The 16,716-nt window shown below is 42.3% G+C and carries 17 protein-coding genes and 1 pseudogene; 11 read left to right on the top strand and 7 right to left on the bottom strand.

The window, feature by feature from the left end; translation table 11 throughout:
• Nucleotides 1–99: 99 nt before the first annotated feature.
• From OK344_RS07390 to OK344_RS07360, 7 genes and pseudogenes are all read left to right on the top strand, one after another.
• On the top strand, nt 100–1,386 hold the full coding sequence (locus tag OK344_RS07390; RefSeq protein ID WP_265144194.1) for an OmpA family protein: 1,287 nt from the start codon (nt 100–102) through the stop codon (nt 1,384–1,386).
• Between the two features lie 106 nt (nt 1,387–1,492).
• Nucleotides 1,493–2,824 carry an Nramp family divalent metal transporter gene (locus OK344_RS07385; RefSeq protein ID WP_265144193.1) on the top strand — a complete coding sequence of 444 codons (1,332 nt, stop codon included), beginning with the start codon at nt 1,493–1,495 and terminating at the stop codon, nt 2,822–2,824.
• On the top strand, nt 2,821–3,042 hold the full coding sequence (locus OK344_RS07380) for a hypothetical protein (RefSeq protein ID WP_265144192.1): 222 nt from the start codon (nt 2,821–2,823) through the stop codon (nt 3,040–3,042). The genes OK344_RS07385 and OK344_RS07380 overlap by 4 nt, the downstream gene beginning before the upstream one ends.
• A gap of 15 nt (nt 3,043–3,057) precedes the next feature.
• Nucleotides 3,058–3,567: pseudogene (locus tag OK344_RS07375) on the top strand (transporter); the annotation flags it as partial.
• A gap of 73 nt (nt 3,568–3,640) precedes the next feature.
• Nucleotides 3,641–4,180, top strand: coding sequence for a nucleotide exchange factor GrpE (locus OK344_RS07370; protein WP_088469432.1), 540 nt, complete (start codon nt 3,641–3,643; stop codon nt 4,178–4,180).
• A gap of 69 nt (nt 4,181–4,249) precedes the next feature.
• Nucleotides 4,250–5,359 carry a molecular chaperone DnaJ gene (gene dnaJ / locus OK344_RS07365; protein WP_265144191.1) on the top strand — a complete coding sequence of 370 codons (1,110 nt, stop codon included), beginning with the start codon at nt 4,250–4,252 and terminating at the stop codon, nt 5,357–5,359.
• 99 nt (nt 5,360–5,458) lie between these two features.
• Nucleotides 5,459–6,313: an alpha/beta hydrolase gene (locus OK344_RS07360; RefSeq protein WP_265144190.1), complete on the top strand. Its 855-nt coding sequence runs from the start codon at nt 5,459–5,461 to the stop codon at nt 6,311–6,313.
• Nucleotides 6,314–6,384: 71 nt separating this feature from the next.
• Here OK344_RS07360 and OK344_RS07355 read toward each other — a convergent pair whose 3' ends face one another.
• Nucleotides 6,385–7,068, bottom strand: coding sequence for a DedA family protein (locus OK344_RS07355; protein WP_265144189.1), 684 nt, complete (start codon nt 7,066–7,068; stop codon nt 6,385–6,387).
• 64 nt (nt 7,069–7,132) lie between these two features.
• Nucleotides 7,133–8,245, bottom strand: coding sequence for a peptide chain release factor 2 (prfB, locus tag OK344_RS07350; protein ID WP_265144188.1), 1,113 nt, complete (start codon nt 8,243–8,245; stop codon nt 7,133–7,135).
• Between the two features lie 104 nt (nt 8,246–8,349).
• Here prfB and OK344_RS07345 point away from each other — a divergent pair, with 104 nt between their 5' ends.
• Nucleotides 8,350–9,135 (top strand): SDR family oxidoreductase, encoded by a 786-nt coding sequence (locus tag OK344_RS07345; protein WP_265144187.1) that lies wholly within the window; start codon nt 8,350–8,352, stop codon nt 9,133–9,135.
• Nucleotides 9,136–9,205: 70 nt separating this feature from the next.
• Here OK344_RS07345 and glgP read toward each other — a convergent pair whose 3' ends face one another.
• Nucleotides 9,206–10,876, bottom strand: a complete 1,671-nt coding sequence (glgP, locus tag OK344_RS07340; protein WP_265144186.1) for an alpha-glucan family phosphorylase — start codon at nt 10,874–10,876, stop codon at nt 9,206–9,208.
• A gap of 200 nt (nt 10,877–11,076) precedes the next feature.
• On the opposite strand from glgP, the gene OK344_RS07335 reads away from it, so the two are divergent.
• The 3 genes from OK344_RS07335 to mtaB all read left to right on the top strand — a co-directional run bounded on the left by OK344_RS07335 (nt 11,077) and on the right by mtaB (nt 13,820).
• Nucleotides 11,077–11,667, top strand: coding sequence for a DUF1572 family protein (locus OK344_RS07335; RefSeq protein ID WP_265144185.1), 591 nt, complete (start codon nt 11,077–11,079; stop codon nt 11,665–11,667).
• A 94-nt stretch (nt 11,668–11,761) separates the two neighbouring features.
• Nucleotides 11,762–12,343, top strand: coding sequence for a cysteine dioxygenase (locus tag OK344_RS07330; RefSeq protein WP_088469439.1), 582 nt, complete (start codon nt 11,762–11,764; stop codon nt 12,341–12,343).
• A 127-nt stretch (nt 12,344–12,470) separates the two neighbouring features.
• On the top strand, nt 12,471–13,820 hold the full coding sequence (gene mtaB / locus OK344_RS07325) for a tRNA (N(6)-L-threonylcarbamoyladenosine(37)-C(2))-methylthiotransferase MtaB (RefSeq protein ID WP_265144184.1): 1,350 nt from the start codon (nt 12,471–12,473) through the stop codon (nt 13,818–13,820).
• On the opposite strand, the gene OK344_RS07320 is transcribed toward mtaB, so the two are convergent.
• The 4 genes from OK344_RS07320 to mqo form a co-directional block, all read right to left on the bottom strand.
• Complete coding sequence (locus tag OK344_RS07320; RefSeq protein ID WP_265144183.1) at nt 13,817–13,972, bottom strand: hypothetical protein; 156 nt, start codon at nt 13,970–13,972, stop codon at nt 13,817–13,819. The two genes, mtaB and OK344_RS07320, sit on opposite strands and share 4 nt — an antisense overlap.
• A 57-nt stretch (nt 13,973–14,029) precedes the next feature.
• Complete coding sequence (locus OK344_RS07315) at nt 14,030–14,644, bottom strand: DUF1684 domain-containing protein (protein WP_265144182.1); 615 nt, start codon at nt 14,642–14,644, stop codon at nt 14,030–14,032.
• Nucleotides 14,645–14,712: 68 nt separating this feature from the next.
• Nucleotides 14,713–15,102, bottom strand: coding sequence for a hypothetical protein (locus OK344_RS07310; protein WP_265144181.1), 390 nt, complete (start codon nt 15,100–15,102; stop codon nt 14,713–14,715).
• 51 nt (nt 15,103–15,153) lie between these two features.
• Nucleotides 15,154–16,659: a malate dehydrogenase (quinone) gene (mqo, locus tag OK344_RS07305; protein WP_265144180.1), complete on the bottom strand. Its 1,506-nt coding sequence runs from the start codon at nt 16,657–16,659 to the stop codon at nt 15,154–15,156.
• Nucleotides 16,660–16,716 lie beyond the last annotated feature (57 nt).

Genomic DNA, 16,716 nt, shown 5'->3' with positions numbered 1-16,716 from the left:
GTAATAGAATGTTAATTTTAATATAAACAACACAAAATACAACTCTTTTGGATTGATATTTGCTTTTGTTGTTAAAGTTAAATTTAAAAATAAACTATTATGTCATTAAACGTTATCGATCTTATCAAGGGACAATTGGGTCCGGCATTAGTATCTCAGGCTGCCACGCAGTACGGAGAAAGCGAATCGGGTATTTCAAAAGCAATAAGTGGTTTGTTGCCGGCGGTTGTAGGCGGAATGGCCAATAACGCTAATCAGCCAGCTTTGCTGGATGCAATTACTGGGTCGCAATCCACAGGCTTGTTGGGAAACCTTTTAGGAGGCTCTTCTAATAATTCATTGGTTAGCAGTGTACTGTCTGCAATTTTTGGAGATAAAATCAATGGACTGATTAATGCGGTATCAGGCTATTCAGGAGTAAGCAATTCAACTTCAGGTTCATTATTGAATATGGTTGCTGGTGCTGCGTTAGGCTCACTGGGCAAATATGCTGCAGATCATAATCTCGACAGAAACAGCTTGTCAGGCCTGCTTTCGGATCAGAAAGGAATAGTGTCTTCTTTACTTCCGGCTGGGCTTTCGTTAGCTTCACTTGGTTTAGGAAATTGGGGAGGTACTCCCGATCTTGCCACTGAAAAAGTGAAGGTAACTTCTTATGATGAACCGAAAGTGGAGGTAAACAGAGGAGGCAACACCCACGTAAATGTTGACCGTAAAGATGATAACGAAGCGGGATCTATCTGGAAATGGCTTCTGCCTTTATTACTGCTGGCACTTGCCGCGTGGTTCCTTTGGAAACAGTGCAACAAACCTGCAGAACAGACAACCGCAACAACAGATTCAACAGCTGTTGTAACAGATTCTGTTTCCACGATGATGCCTACAGATTCCGCAATGGTTAGCACAAACAAAGTTGATGAAGATATTGATCTGAATGGTGTTGCACTGAAAGGATACAGAGGCGGGATGGAAGATTCAATGATTTCTTTCCTTAAATCCGGCGGATACACCAATGCCGCAGATGATGCTGTACTGAAAGACACCTGGTATACTTTCGACAAAGTAAATTTCAAAATGGGCTCTTCTACAGAACTTGAAGCGGGCTCGCAGGTTCAGCTAGATAACCTTGTAGCAATTTTCAAAGCGTATCCTGATGCAAAAATTAAAGTGGGCGGGTATACAGATAAAGTTGGCGACGAAGCAAATAATGTAAAACTTTCTACTGCAAGAGCAAATTATATAAAATCTGCTCTGGAGAAAGCTGGTGTTGGCGCTCAGGTGATTGGTGCCGAAGGTTACGGAAGTAAATTCGCTACCGTTGCAGCTACTGCATCTGACGCTGAAAGAGCAATCGACAGAAAAATGGCGGTGAGATTTGCGAAATAATCTTCCTCAAATTATACCAAATCCCGGCAACTTGTCGGGATTTTTTTTATTCTAGGTTTGGAAATTAGATATATTTATTTACTTTTGTTAGCCTAATCTAACATTTGTGAAAAACATCAATAAAGGCTGGCAAAGAGAAAAATACTCAAACTCGCTCCCAGAAGTATTTTCAAGTATCAATATTCCAAAAGATGCCGGTTTTTGGCGTAAGCTTTTCGCCTTTGCAGGGCCGGGACTTATGGTCGCAGTAGGCTATATGGATCCCGGAAACTGGGCGACCGATATCGCCGGAGGTGCTCAGTTTGGTTACACTTTATTGTCAGTGATCCTTATTTCCAATTTATTTGCCATCGTTCTTCAGCATCTTTCTTTGAAGTTGGGAATTGTTGCGGAGCGGGACCTCGCACAAGCGTGCCGGGATCATTTTAATCCTACTACCAATTTTATACTGTGGGTGTTTTGTGAAATTGCCATCGCTGCGTGTGATCTTGCAGAAGTCATTGGCTCCGCAATCGCACTGAATCTGCTTTTCGGCATTCCGCTCACCTGGGGTGTTGTAATTACAGTAATTGATGTATTTCTGATATTATTTCTCCAGGCAAAAGGATTCCGGTATCTGGAAAGCATTGTGGCAGGATTAATATTCGTTATTCTCGGCTGTTTTATTTATGAAATCATTTTAAGTAAACCGGATATTTTCCCGATTCTTAGCAGCCTTGTTCCGCAAAAAGAAATCGTTACCAATCCCTCGATGCTTTATATTGCCATTGGAATTTTGGGTGCAACGGTTATGCCTCATAACTTGTATTTGCACAGCAGCATCATCCAGACCCGGAATTACGAACGCACGTCTTTCGGAAAAAAAGAAGCAATAAAATTCGCCACCATCGACAGTACAGCGTCGCTATTCCTGGCATTTTTCATCAATGCAGCAATTTTAATCGTAGCGGCGGCGACTTTTCATACCACCGGATACCAGGATGTAGCAGATATTCATGATGCCCATAAAATGCTCGCGCCAATTTTAGGAACCACATTTGCGAGTATTTTCTTTGCAGTTGCGCTGCTGGCATCTGGACAGAATTCAACTTTAACAGGAACGCTGGCTGGTCAGATTGTGATGGAAGGATTCCTGAATATCCGCCTAAAACCCTGGTTAAGAAGATTGATTACGAGGTTGATTGCTGTTATTCCCGCCCTTATTGTTACAATAATTTACGGCGAACAGGGCACCACAGATCTCTTGGTTCTCAGTCAGGTAATTCTGTCAATGCAGCTGAGTTTTGCGGTTGTTCCTTTGGTAATGTTTACAGGATCTAAATTAAAAATGGGCGAATTTGTAAACAAACCCTGGCTGCAAATCTCAGTTTGGATCATTGCCGCCATCATTATTGCATTGAATTTGTATTTACTCGTAGAAACATTTTTTGGATCATGAAAAAACGATATTCATCACTGCTTCTAATCGTTACTCAGGTTCTATATGCTCAGGAAACCATCCAGACCGACAGACCCGATCAAACAGAATCAACATCAATCACACCTAAAAGCAATCTTCAGCTGGAATCAGGATTTTTTTATGAAAAAACTGATACTGAATCAAGAAATATTTCTCAACCCACTTTATTGATAAAATATGGGGTGAATAAAAATTAAGAACTTAGGGTAGGCACCGATTTTAATTCAGAAACAGTATACCATGAGAGAAATTCCGGAATTTCACCCGTTACGTTAGGATTTAAAGCGAAAATCATGGAGGAAAAAAAATTTATGCCGGCAATCGCTTTTCTGGGGCAACTTACATTGAACAGGCTGGCTTCTAAAAATTTTAAAACTCCTTATACTGCACCATCTTTCAGGTTACTTTTTAATCACACCCTATCGGATAAAGTGAATCTTGGCTACAACTTAGGTGCGGAATGGAACGGTGTTACACCAGATGTTACAGGAGTTTACACAGTTTCAACTTCATATTCATTTGATGAAAAGATGGGCATGTTTGCTGAATTTTATGGATACCTGAATAAATTTGAAAAAGCTGACCACCGTTTCGATGCGGGCTTCACTTATCTCATCAGAAACAATTTTCAGGTAGATACCTCTGCCGGTTTAGGAATTTCTAAAATCTCACCAGACTATTTTGTATCTGCAGGGGTATCATACCGCTTCAGTACAAAGTAAGAAACTGACTAATTGTCCTAAAACCCTATTTGGCAAAATCTTTGTGAATTGATGAGTACTAAAATGTAGTATTATGTCGGAAAATCAAGATATACACGAAGAAAATGCAAATCTTCAGGAAGAAAACATTCAAAACCCTGAAACTGAATCTAACGAGAATGTGACAGCCGCTCCCTCTGCAGAGGAACTTTTGGCAGAAGAAAGAGACCGTTACGTACGTCTTTTCGCAGAATTCGAAAACTATAAAAAAAGAACCACCAAAGAGAAGATGGAGTTCTTCCAGTATGCCAATCAGGACATGATGATTTCCATGCTGGCTATCCTGGATGATTTCGAAAGAGCTTTGAAAGAAATCGCAAAAACCGGCAACGAAGCAGATTTACAGGGGGTAGAACTTATTTATCAGAAATTCAAAGGAAAGCTCACCGAAAAAGGTTTGAAAGCCATGGAGGTAAAGCCAGGTGACAGTTTCGATGTAGATTTTCATGAAGCCATTACACAGATTCCTGCACCTTCAGAAGACCTGAAAGGCAAAATTGTAGATGTCATCGAAACCGGATACACACTGCACGACAAAGTAATCCGTTTCGCAAAAGTTGTTACAGGAAACTAAAAACATTCATAAAAAAAGGTAATTGAAAACACTCAGTTATCTTTTTATCTTTATCAATCATACTATAAAATGTCAAAAAGAGATTACTACGAAGTACTGGGTGTTGCTAAAAATGCTTCGGCCGACGAAATAAAAAAAGCGTACCGAAAAATGGCGCTGAAATATCACCCCGACAAAAATCCGGGGGATAAAAGTGCTGAAGAAAAATTTAAGGAAGCGGCAGAAGCGTACGAAGTTTTAAGCGACGATAATAAAAAAGCACGTTACGACCAGTTCGGCCATGCCGGAATGAATGGAGGTGGCGGTTTTGGCGGCGGTTTCGGTGGCGGAATGAATATGGAAGATATCTTCAGCCAGTTTGGTGATATCTTCGGCGGACATTTCGGCGGCGACGGCGGCGCGCAGAGACAGCAGCAGCGTGGCAGCAACCTTCGCGTAAGAATAAAACTTAATCTTGAGGAAATGGTGAACGGAACCCAGAAAACCATTAAGGTCAAGAAAATGAAAATGGCGCCGGGCGCTACTTCCAAAACCTGCCCTACCTGTAACGGAAGCGGTGTTCAGGTAAAAGTAATGAACACCATGTTCGGCCAGATGCAGACGCAGACGCACTGTTCTACCTGTCAGGGAATTGGCAGAATTGCAGATAAAATTCCTGCAGGCGCAAATGCCCAGGGATTGATCAAAGAAGATGAAGAAGTTACCATCAACATTCCGGCAGGCGCAAGAGAAGGAATTCAGCTGAATGTACGGGGCAAAGGTAACGATGCACCGTTTGGAGGAAATCCTGGTGATCTGTTGGTTGTGGTGGAAGAAGAAGTGGATGCTGCGATTAAGCGTGAAGGCGATAATCTGCACCAGGAACTCTACATTTCTTTCGCTGAAGCTGCCTTGGGAACACAGAAAGAAATCCCAACCGTGGGCGGAAAAGTAAAAATAAAAGTTGATGCAGGCACACAGTCAGGAAAAATCCTCAGATTAAGCGGCAAAGGATTACCAAGCATCGACAGTTATGGCAAAGGGGATATGTTTGTTCATATCAATGTTTGGACACCGCAACATTTGTCAGCAGAACAGCGGGAATTTTTCGAAAAGCAAATTAAAAACGGAGACATGATCGCAGAACCTTCAGGAAAAGAAAAAACTTTTTTTGATAAAGTGCGGGACCTGTTCAATTGAATACATAAGAGATTTTTTTAAATCTCTTTTTTTATTTGATACATAACGGAAAGACATTCAAATACTCATGATGGCTCGAAATTTTCACACTCACCGGCAATGAAAAAAATTGTAATTCTTCAGCTTATCTTTACCGCTTTTTTTCTTGCCTTGTTGAGTTCCTGTTCCACACGCTACAGGATAAAAAACGACGGAAATTTTGGAAAGAAAATTTACAATGTAAAATACGGCGAAAACAAAAGGAATGTGATGGATGTTTTTCTGCCTGCAGGATACACACCCGATACGCCATTAATCATGATGGTTCATGGCGGAGCCTGGATTTTTGGCAGCAAACTCCATCTCCGCAAAGTGCAGAAATTCCTTTACCGGAATAATTTTCCCACCGCAAACATCAATTACCGGCTGGTAAACAAAACTACAACCTACAAGGCTGCTTTAGAAGACATTTCTAAAGCTGTTCAGTACATCGGCAATTCCGGTAAAGACTGGAATCTAACTTCTAACAAAATAATCCTTCTGGGCGAAAGTGCGGGTGGGCATTTGGCCCTACTCTATGGATACAAAAATGAAGACCAGGTTCAGAAAATAATCTCTTTGAGCGGTCCTGCCGACTTTTATTCTCAGCGTTACAGGAATTCAAAATATTTCAAAAGATCACACCGTATTTTTCAAAAGGTAGTGGGCGAGAAATATAATTCAGCAACCGCAGAAGCATTTAAACAAGCCAGCCCGGTGTATCAGGCTTCAAATGTCCCTACGCTGCACTTTCAGGGCAACAGGGATTTTTTAGTCGATGTTAACCAGGGCCTAGCACTCGATTCGGCATTGACCAGTAAAAATATTGAGCACAAATTTGTTCTGATGAAAAAAACTGGTCACGCCCCAAGATTTTCAAAGAAAAAGAGAGACAGTCTCATTTATCCAAACATACTGGACTTTATAAAGCAATAATTCTGTCTGAATAAGAAAAAAAAGCAATGTGAATAACCAGATTGCTTTTTTTTATATTGGATGATCGTTTCTTACTCTTCAATATGTGTTTCTTCCTTTTTCTTGCCAAAGAAGAATTTAACAATGATAGGAACTGTAGTGATCAGTACGATAATTATGATGATCATCTCAAGATGCGATTTCAGATCAATCCCGAACTGGTCCATGAAAAGCCGGTCGAGATAATGTCCTGCAAAAATCAGCGAAAAAGACCAAAGGAACGCCCCGATGATATTATCGATCAAAAAGCGGGTTTTGTCCATTTTTACAATCCCTGCAACAATCGGGGTAAATGTTCTCACCACAGGCAGAAATCTCGCCATAATTACAGCAAGCGCGCCATGTTCTTCAAAGAAATCGTGAGCCTGAAACAGATATTTTTTCTTGAAGAGGAATGTATCTTCTTTTTTATAAAGCGCAGGCCCCGTTTTTCGGCCAAACCAGTAGCCCACTTCATTTCCGATCACCGCAGCAATCGCAATGGCCGTAGCCAGTATCGTCGTATCTAAAAAATCACTTCCGGTGGAGCCGATCGCCTGATCTACAATCTCTACCGCATAAATTCCTGATACAAAGAGCAAACTGTCACCTGGAAGAAAAAACCCCACAAACAATCCTGTCTCCGCGAAAATAATAAACAAAATGAGCCAGAAACCGCCCATTTTTATATAAAATTCAGGATTAAGTAAATCCTTCCAACTCTCAAAATGTTCCATATTCGCAAAGATACTAAAAGAGGGGTTTTTATAAGATTAATAATTTGTTAAAGTTTCCCAAAACTTAAAGGTCGAAATCATCGGCCGCCGCAGCGGTTCCGTCGGCCATCAAGAAGGCTTTAAGGAATGGGGTCAGGTCTCCGTTCATCACCCCGTCCACATCCGAAGTTTCGTAGCCGGAGCGCACATCTTTCACGAGTTTGTAAGGGTGCATCACGTAATTTCGGATTTGGCTGCCCCACTCGATTTTCATTTTCCCGGCTTCAATTTCGTTTCGCGCTTTCATCCGTTCTTCAAGCTCCATCTCATAAAGTCTTGAACGTAAAAGCTGCATCGCCTTTTCTTTATTCTGAAGCTGGGAGCGACTTTCGGAGTTTTCGATGATAATGCCTGTAGGCGCGTGACGCAGACGTACTGCTGTTTCCACCTTGTTTACGTTCTGCCCTCCTGCCCCACTCGAACGCATGGTTTCAAAGGAAATATCCGCCGGATTGATGTTGATTTCTATCGTATCGTCAACCAAAGGATAAACATACACAGAAACAAAGCTGGTGTGTCTTTTTGCGTTGGAATCGAAAGGTGAAATTCTTACCAAACGGTGAACACCATTTTCACCGCGCAGATAACCGAAAGCAAATTCACCGTCGATTTCCAGCGTTACCGTTTTCACGCCGGCAACATCGCCTTCCTGATAATTCAGCTCCCGGATCTTGTAACCCTGCTTTTCAGCCCACATCGTGTACATTCTCATCAGCATTGATGCCCAGTCGCAGGATTCTGTTCCGCCTGCGCCGGCGGTAATCTGCAGCACCGCTGAAAGCTCGTCACCCTCATTGGAAAGCATATTTCTGAATTCCAGGTCTTCAACTTTTTGAACCAAAAGCGGGAAAGCTTCCTCCAGTTCCTTTTCGGAATCGGGGTCTTCTTTCGCAAAATCCATCAGAACCTGCAAATCTTCATACCGTGTGAAGATTTCTTCATAATCACTCACCCATTTTTTCTTGGAGCGAAGCTGTTTCATAAACGCTTCGGCCTCTTTCGGGTTGTCCCAAAATTCCGGTGAAACGGTTTTCTCTTCATCATTGAAGATTTCGATCTTCTTTTTTTCGATCTGAAGATATTTATACAAATCCTCAATCCTGGATTTGATGTCTTTAACCTGGTCGCTGTTAATCATGATGCAAATATAAGATTTTGATGCGCAAAATTGATTGTTAAAAATCTTAAAAACTTTTTTAAAACTGTTCGGAATACCTACTTTTATGACAGAAAATTTTTGATATGATTATTGATTTGGCCGGAAAAAAAGCCTTGGTCGGCGCAGCTTCAGACGGAATAGGAAAAGCAGTTGCACTGCAGTTCGCACAACTGGGTGCTGAAGTGACCATTGTTTCCCGAAATGAAAATAAACTTAAAAACGTTCTTGAAGAACTGGATTCCTCTAACGGCCAGAAACATCAGTATCTCGTGACAGATTACATGGATTTTGAAGGAACGAAAAAGGTTTATGATGATTATTTCAAACTAAACTCCATCGACATTCTGGTTAACAATACCAACGGACCCAAAACCGGAAATTCACTCCAAAATTCCACAGAAGATTTTCAGCAGGCGTTCGATTTGCTCTTTCAGAACACGGTTTATCTAACACAGGCAGCCCTTCCGGAAATGCAGAAAAATAAGTTTGGAAGAATCATCAATGTGGCCTCAAAATATGTGAAACAACCTTCAGATCATTTGGTTTTGAGCAACACAATGCGGATTGCGGTAGTAAGCTGGATGAAAACGCTTTCGAAAATGGTTGCTGAAGAAAATATTACCGTCAATACAGTGCTTACCGGACTTTTTGATACCGAAAGAATGAAAAGCCTCTACACCGGAAATGCCGAAACACTAAATATTTCTACCGAGGAAGCCAAAAAAAGAATGCTGGGCCAGACTCCGATGAAACGCGCCGGAAAACCCGAAGAATATGGTTATCTTGCTGCTTTTCTGGCTTCAGACCTTGCAGCCTATCTTACCGGAGCCACGATTCCGCTGGATGGCGGTCATTCAGATTTTATTTAGCTACCCAACAAACAAAATCCGGGAAGTTTTTCCCGGATTTTAATATTGAATTTTTGGATAACCTCAGCGGTTATGCGTAAATCTGTTTGTAATATTCGTCTGCCATACGGTCGCTGTTGAAATCTCTTTTAACATCTTCCATCGCGTTGTGCTGAATTTTTCTCCATTCATCAGGTCGGTCGTAATACATCGGCAGGATTTCATTTTCCAGAATATTATACAGGTTTTCCAGATCGAAGTTATCCTGATCGTACACGCTGTCGTTTTTGTAATCTGCCTGCGGAACTACGAACCCGTTTACGCCGTTTTTGGCGAATTCAGGAATCCATCCGTCATCGGTAGAAAGGTTCACTGATCCGTTCATAGAAGCCGTCATTCCTGAAGTTCCAGAAGCTTCCCGCGGAACTCTTGGATTATTCAGCCACAGATCAGAACCCTGCTTTAGTGATTTACTCAAAGCCAGTTCGTAGCCGGTAAGTACCGCCATATTTTTATAGTATTTGCTTTCTTCAACCAGGGTATTGAAGGTTGAAATCGCACTGTAATCCATCGGATATGGTTTCCCTGCCCAGATAATCTGAACCGGATATTTCGGGTTGTTCAGAAGCCTTTCGAAACGTTCTTTGTCGTGAAGAAGCAAATCGGCTCTTTTATAACCTGCAAATCTTCTGGCCCACACGATGGTGAAAACATTGGGATCGAAGAGATTTCCGGTTTGGTCGGCTACAATTCTGAACATTCTTTTCTTCAGATGTTTTTTTCTGAAATCGAAAAGCATATCATCATTCTCGTCTTTGGCGTCGTACAGCGGTTTATCTGCCCAGTATTTAAATTCCTGTGCGTTGGTAATGGCTTTGATTTCACAGATTTTAGAATACTTGCTCCACATTTCTCTCGAAACAACACCGTGCAGCTGGGAAACACCGTTGGCCACTCTTGCCATTATTAAAGCGCAAAGTGAATGGTTAAAACGGTCATCTTCCACTCCTTCAATAGATTTCACTTCTTCCGTCGTAAGACCGGAGAAATACGACATATCGTGACATAAATGAAGGTTGTGTTTTTCGTTTCCGGCTTCTTCCGGGGTGTGGGTGGTGAATACCAGTTTTTCTCTTACTTTCTCTAAATCGCCGCCAAATTTTTTCAGCAGATAGAATGCTGCCGGAAGCCCGTGTGCTTCATTAAGATGGTAAACATCTCTTTCAAAATTCATCATATCGAGCAACTTCGCGCCGCCTTTACCCAAAAGAATATACTGCGCCAATTTTGTAGATTCGTTGGCATCGTAAATTCTGTGGCAAATAGTTTTTGAAACGTGATCGTTTTCCGGAACATCTGTGGAAAGTAAAAACATGGGTGCCGTATGGAAAGTTTCGGGATCCAGATACCAAACTTTTACCCAAACCGGCGCAGAGTGAATCTCGATCTGGAATTTGATTCCGGTATCCTGAAGAAACGAATACATTTTTTTGGTCCATGTTGGCTGCAAAGTCTGGTCGTGGTTTCTTGCCTGATCATAATAACCGAACTTCCATAAAATTCCGATCCCCACAAGATCCTGTTTCAGATTATAGGCACTTCTCATGTGCGAGCCTGCTAAAAACCCAAGTCCGCCGGAGTATATTTTCAGCGCCTGATCAATCGCAAATTCCATGGAGAAATAAGCTACTTTTTTAGAATATTCAGGGTTAATGCTGAAGGGCATTGTAAAATTTTTAAAATCCATAATATCTCTTTTCATAAAAATTAAGCTACAAAGGTAAATATTTAAATTGCTGCTGAAAATTATTCAGGTTTAAATTTCCTTAATCATAATTCTTATCATATTTCTTTGGATATTACGGGAACGGAAACAGATTTCCCGTACGGACTAACCTCATCATGCTTTTGGTTTGGAAATATTCCGTAATTTTGATTCAGGGCCGTTCAAAAAGACACCCCATGAAAGAATTATTTATCAAACGTTTTCTTTACTACAAAGCGCTGGGCGATGAAACCTTTGCACAGCTGAGTGATGAACAGCTGTTTTGGCAGCCGAATCAGGAGAGCAATTCCATTGCGGTAATCGTAAAGCATATTTCGGAAAACTTAATTTCACGCTGGACAGATTTCGTTACCGAAGACGGCGATAAATCATGGCGCAACCGCGATGCGGAATTCATCATTGAACTCCAGTCCAGAGAAGAAATGCTCAAATGTTGGGAAAATGGCTGGGCGGTACTTTTGGAAGCTTTAAATCAAATCACCGACGGGAATATTCATAACAGCATTTCAATCCGCGGCGAGAAACATACCGTGTTGGATGCGGTTCTCCAGCAGCTGGCACATTATACGTATCATATCGGGCAGATTATTTACGCGGCTAAAATTATTAAAAACGACGACTGGAAAAACCGCTTTATCCCGAAATCCAAATCAGGTAAACATCATAGTGAAATGCTGAAGAAACAAGAACCTGAAGAAATCCCTCAGAATTCATCTCCGGTGTGTTACGCAAAGGATCCGGAAGTGCGCGATGAATATAAAAATTAAACGAGTGATAAAAGTCAGCGTTGATATAAATCACATCTGATTTTCAGCGCTTAAGATTTTGGGTACGTAACTTTACGGTATCAAATTTTAAGTGATGAAAACTCCATTCGATGATCCCGGTTTAAGCCATGTTCTCGATGATCTAAGGATCAAGAAGCGGCTGAATTTTAACGAAATCTGTGATCTGCTCTTTACGTTTTCCTACAGCGATTTTGATTCAGTTTTCCACCTTTCCGAAAGAAAAGTTAGCGAAGAAATTTTTATCAGAATCCCTGTTTTCGAAGATGACCCGTTTGCTGTACTTACCGTTTGGGGAAGCGACAGCTGTACTGCGATTCACGATCACGGAAACTACGACGGCAGAATAAAAATCCTCAAAGGCAGCCTCGGGGTTGTTAACTACCGGGAAAACTCAAATTTCATCGAATTCAATTCCCTGTCGGTAGGCGGCGAAGGCGACATTTTTACGGAGGAACTCGCGGGCATCCACTCCATTATTAACAATGAAGACGATACTTCGGTAAGCCTTCACCTCTACAGAAGCGACCAACTTAATCTGGAAGGCGTAAGGATTTTCGATACAGAACACCGCAAAATCGCTTATTTGTCCCACGAAGCAAAATCGTGTGCATGGGGTTTAGAAGCCGAGGCGTATACCAAAATCATTCAGGTATAATAGACTTTAAAAGTAACTTTTTCATAATTTTTTCATTCAGTTAAAACCACAAAGCCCTTGTGGTTTTTTCTGTATCCCGACTTCTGAAGCGGGTTAAAAAAAAATCGTAAATTTGCACCCTCATATTATGGAACATTCAACCCCCAAAACCGCTGCTTTTCACACCCTTGGCTGCAAATTAAATTTCGCAGAAACCTCAACCATTGCCCGCCAGCTAACCGGCGCAGGCTATGAAAAGGTAAGCTTTGATGAGAAAGCCAGTGTATATGTCATCAACACCTGTTCGGTGACCGAAAACGCAGACCGCGAATGTAAATTTCACGTAAAACGGGCCATGAAAGCCAACCCCGACGGATTGGTGGTGATTTTGGGCTGCTACGCCCAGTTGAAACCTGAGGAGATTTCTGCTATTGAAGGCGTAGATCTGGTCTTGGGAGCCAAAGAAAAATTCAACATCCTGAGTTATCTTGATGACTTGCAGAAAACCGAAAGCCACGGCCTCATTCACTCCTGCGAAATCGATGAAGCTGATTTCTTCATCGGAAGCTACTCGATTGGCGACCGTACCCGTGCCTTCCTTAAGGTTCAGGATGGCTGCGATTACAAATGCACCTACTGCACCATTCCTTTGGCGCGTGGAATCTCCCGTTCCGATACCATTGAAAATGTCGTGAAAAATGCTATGGAAATCGCCAGCAAAGGAATTAAGGAAATCGTTTTAACCGGTGTAAATATCGGCGATTACGGTAAAGGTGAATTCGGAAATAAAAAACACGAACATACGTTTCTTGACCTAATTTCAGAACTTGATAAGGTGGAAGGGATTGAAAGAATAAGGATTTCTTCCATTGAGCCGAATCTTCTAAAGGACGAAAGCATTGAACTGGTTGCAAAAAGCAAAAGCTTTGTACCCCACTTTCACATTCCGTTACAGAGCGGAAGCGATGACCTGCTGAAGCTTATGAAACGACGTTATCTTACCAAACTGTATACCGACAGAATTGCAAAAATCCGAGAAGTAATGCCGGACTCGTGTATTGGCGTCGATGTAATTGTAGGATTTCCGGGCGAAACCGAAGAGAAGTTTTTGGAAACCTATAATTTCCTGAATGAACTTCCGATTTCTTATCTGCACGTTTTTACCTATTCTGAGAGAGAAAACACGGAAGCTGCTGAAATGCAGGGCGTGGTACCAATTCCTGAAAGAAAACAGCGCAGCAAGATGCTCAGAATCCTTTCCGAGAAAAAGAAAATGGCGTTTTACCGCACCCAAATAGGCAAAACCTTACCCGTTCTTTGGGAACACGAAAACAAAAATGGGGTGATGTATGGCTTTACAGAAAATTATGTCCGGGTTCAGAAACCTTTCGATGAAAATTCTATCAACACCATAGAAACCTTAAAGCTCAACAAAATTGAGAGCGACGGTACGGTATCTGCAGTACCCGCTTTTGAAGAGTTTCTCGCAAAAATTTAGTTCGTAACCGGCTGTACTTCGCCGGTCGGCAAGGTCTGGAAAAGATCCGGGAATATGGCAAGCAGTATAAAATAGAAGATAATCAGCATTGCGATTACGGCAACAGCAATAATGATAAGTGTTGCCGGTTTGTTTCGTTTGTTAGGTTCCATCGTTTATTTTTTTTTAATTATGGGATGGAAAAGCCATTTCTATGCCATGAAAAATCCTTAGTGATGGTAAACATCTTCATATTTCACCCCAGCCTCAATTTTCACAGGTAAAAAATTCTCTTCAGGAACAATCGGGCAACTGTAATCGTAGGCATTGTAAGCACAGTAAGGTTGGTACGACTGGTTAAAATCAATAACGATCTCCTTCCCTTTCGGGATTCTTAAATCAAGATATTTTCCGCCGCCATAGGTATCGGTCCCGTTGGTTTCATCGCGGAACGGCAGGAAAAGATAATCCTCATAGCCGGGCGTCTTCACCAGATCCAGACTTTGGTAAATACTCAAAATGTAAGTAGCGCCGTTCAGTGCAAAAGTTGCTTTCCCATATTCTTTGTACGGCATTGTTTTTCCGGAAGACGTCGGCAGATCGAAAGGAACAGCATTTTCTGTTTTCGCAAACTGCGCGTTAATCCTGTATTTTAAATCGATCGGAAAGAACGGATGTTTAGTGAAATTGGTGTAATTATCGCCCCGCAAAGGAGTCTCTTTTTTATTCGTGTACCCATCGTTGAGTTCTTTCTGGAATTTCCTTATCTCCGCGATCTGTTTCTTTTCGGATTGGGAAAAGGCGAAGGTGGATATCAGCAGCAGGATTACCGTAAGTTTTTTCATAATAAGCGAGGGTTTGGCATTCAGCACAGGAGATGGAATATGGCGTTAGGTTTTTTTAATTTTAGTCTTCACGAAATCTTTACACGGTACACATCGGTCGCGTTTCTCTTGATGTTTTTCACCAGGAAACCGCCTTCTTCAGGAATCTCTTCTCTTAAATCGAAGCTTCTGCATTCTTTCGGAAGTCCGGAAAAGATAAGGGTGAACCAGAAATCTTTCATAGGTGGCACGGGAGTCCAGTACGGGAAGAGGCTGATGTTTTCATGATGAATAAGGTGGCTCTTGTGATGTAAGCGCTCATCAACCAGAAAAGTCGACTGCCAGATGCGGATTAAATTGCCAACATAAAAAGTTGCGGGATAACAGCAGTGAACAATCACCTGCTTCTCTTCCTGCACTTCGGTCTGAAGGGCTTCCAGTATTTCCTGGCAGATTTCGGGTTTGGTGATGGTGGGCATTGGTAAAATTGATGAGTGATGAGCAGACGACAGTTAAATTAGTGGTTAAACTTAATAATCAAGCTCCAGTTTTTCTTTGGTGTATCTGCGTACCTGCGCGGTAAGTTCCGGATTGTCGGTCAGTTTCTGTCCGTAAGTGGGAATGATTTCGAGCAGCTTCTCTCTCCATTCATTCTGCAGCTTTTCGGGGAAACATTTCTCCAGCACCTGAATCATAGCGTGTGCTGCAGTGGATGCACCGGGTGATGCGCCTAAAAGTGATGCAATGGTCCCGTTTTGATTCACCACCACTTCAGTACCGAACTCGAGTTTTCCACCAAGTTCTTCGTCTTTCTTGATGATCTGCACGCGTTGTCCGGCTACTTTCAGCTCCCAGTCTTTTTCATTGGCATCCTTAATGAATTCCCTCAGATGCTGTACCCGCTGGGCTTTGGTCATGGCGACCTGTCTCACGAGGTACTGGGTTAAAGGCAGGTTATGCCACCACGCACCAAACAGCGAGCGGATATTTTTGAAGTTAATGCTTTCCGGTAGATCCAGGTAACTGCCTTCTTTTAGGAATTTGGTTGAGAAGCCTGCGAAAGGCCCGAAGAGCAAGGCTTTCTTGCCGTCGATTACCCGTAAGTCCAGATGCGGAACGCTCATTGGCGGTGCATCTACGGAAGCCAGGGTGTACACTTTTGCGTGATGTTTTTCTATAAGTTCCGGATTATGGGACACCAGCCATTCCCCGGAAACCGGAAAACCACCGTAGCCTTCACTTTCAGGAATATCCGAACTTTCCAGCAGCGGCAATGCATAACCGCCGGCCCCGATAAATACAAAATCGGCCACTACTTCCTGGCTGTGCTGGTGAAGCCTGTCGCGCACTTCTACGGCCCATTTTCCGTCATCACGCAGTTCGAGTTCTTTGGCTTCATGATAAAGAAACACATCCACATTCGAATCATCTGCCAGAAAACGCCCCAGCTTTCTGGTAAGCGTGCCGAAATTTACATCGGTGCCCATATCCATTTTGGTAGCTGCCAGTATTTCGTGGCTGTTTCTTTTCTGCATCACCAGAGGAATCCATTCGCGGAGCTGGTCGTGATCGGCAGTAAACTCCATCCCCTGAAAGAGGTGCGACTGAGTCATGGCTTCATGGCGTTTCTTCAGGAATTCTACATCCGAAGGCCCAAATACGAGACTCATGTGCGGGCACGATGTGATAAACTGTTTCGGACTCTGGATATATTCTTTCTTTACCAGATAGGCCCAGAACTGTTTGGAGATTTCAAACTGTTCTGCAATCTCTTCAGCTTTGGAAATATCGATACTTCCGTCTTCTTTTATAGGGGTATAATTAAGCTCGCAGAAGGCGGAATGCCCTGTACCGGCATTGTTCCACGCAGCTGAACTTTCCTGAGCAAAACGCCCCAGCCTTTCGAAAATAGCAATTTTAAGCCCCGGTTCGAATTCGTGAAGCAGGGTTGCCAGCGTTGCACTCATAATTCCACCTCCAATAAGGATTACATCGTATTTGGGCTTTGGTGTTTTTTTAGTAAGAGAATCTGGCATAACGGTATTCTTTTATTTTAAAAGCAAAGGATTAATTTTTAAAAAGTGTTAAAAAAA

The organism is Kaistella yananensis (genome assembly GCF_026107505.2).
Taxonomy (GTDB): domain Bacteria; phylum Bacteroidota; class Bacteroidia; order Flavobacteriales; family Weeksellaceae; genus Kaistella; species Kaistella yananensis.
This window is presented reverse-complemented; position numbering and strand designations above follow the sequence as displayed.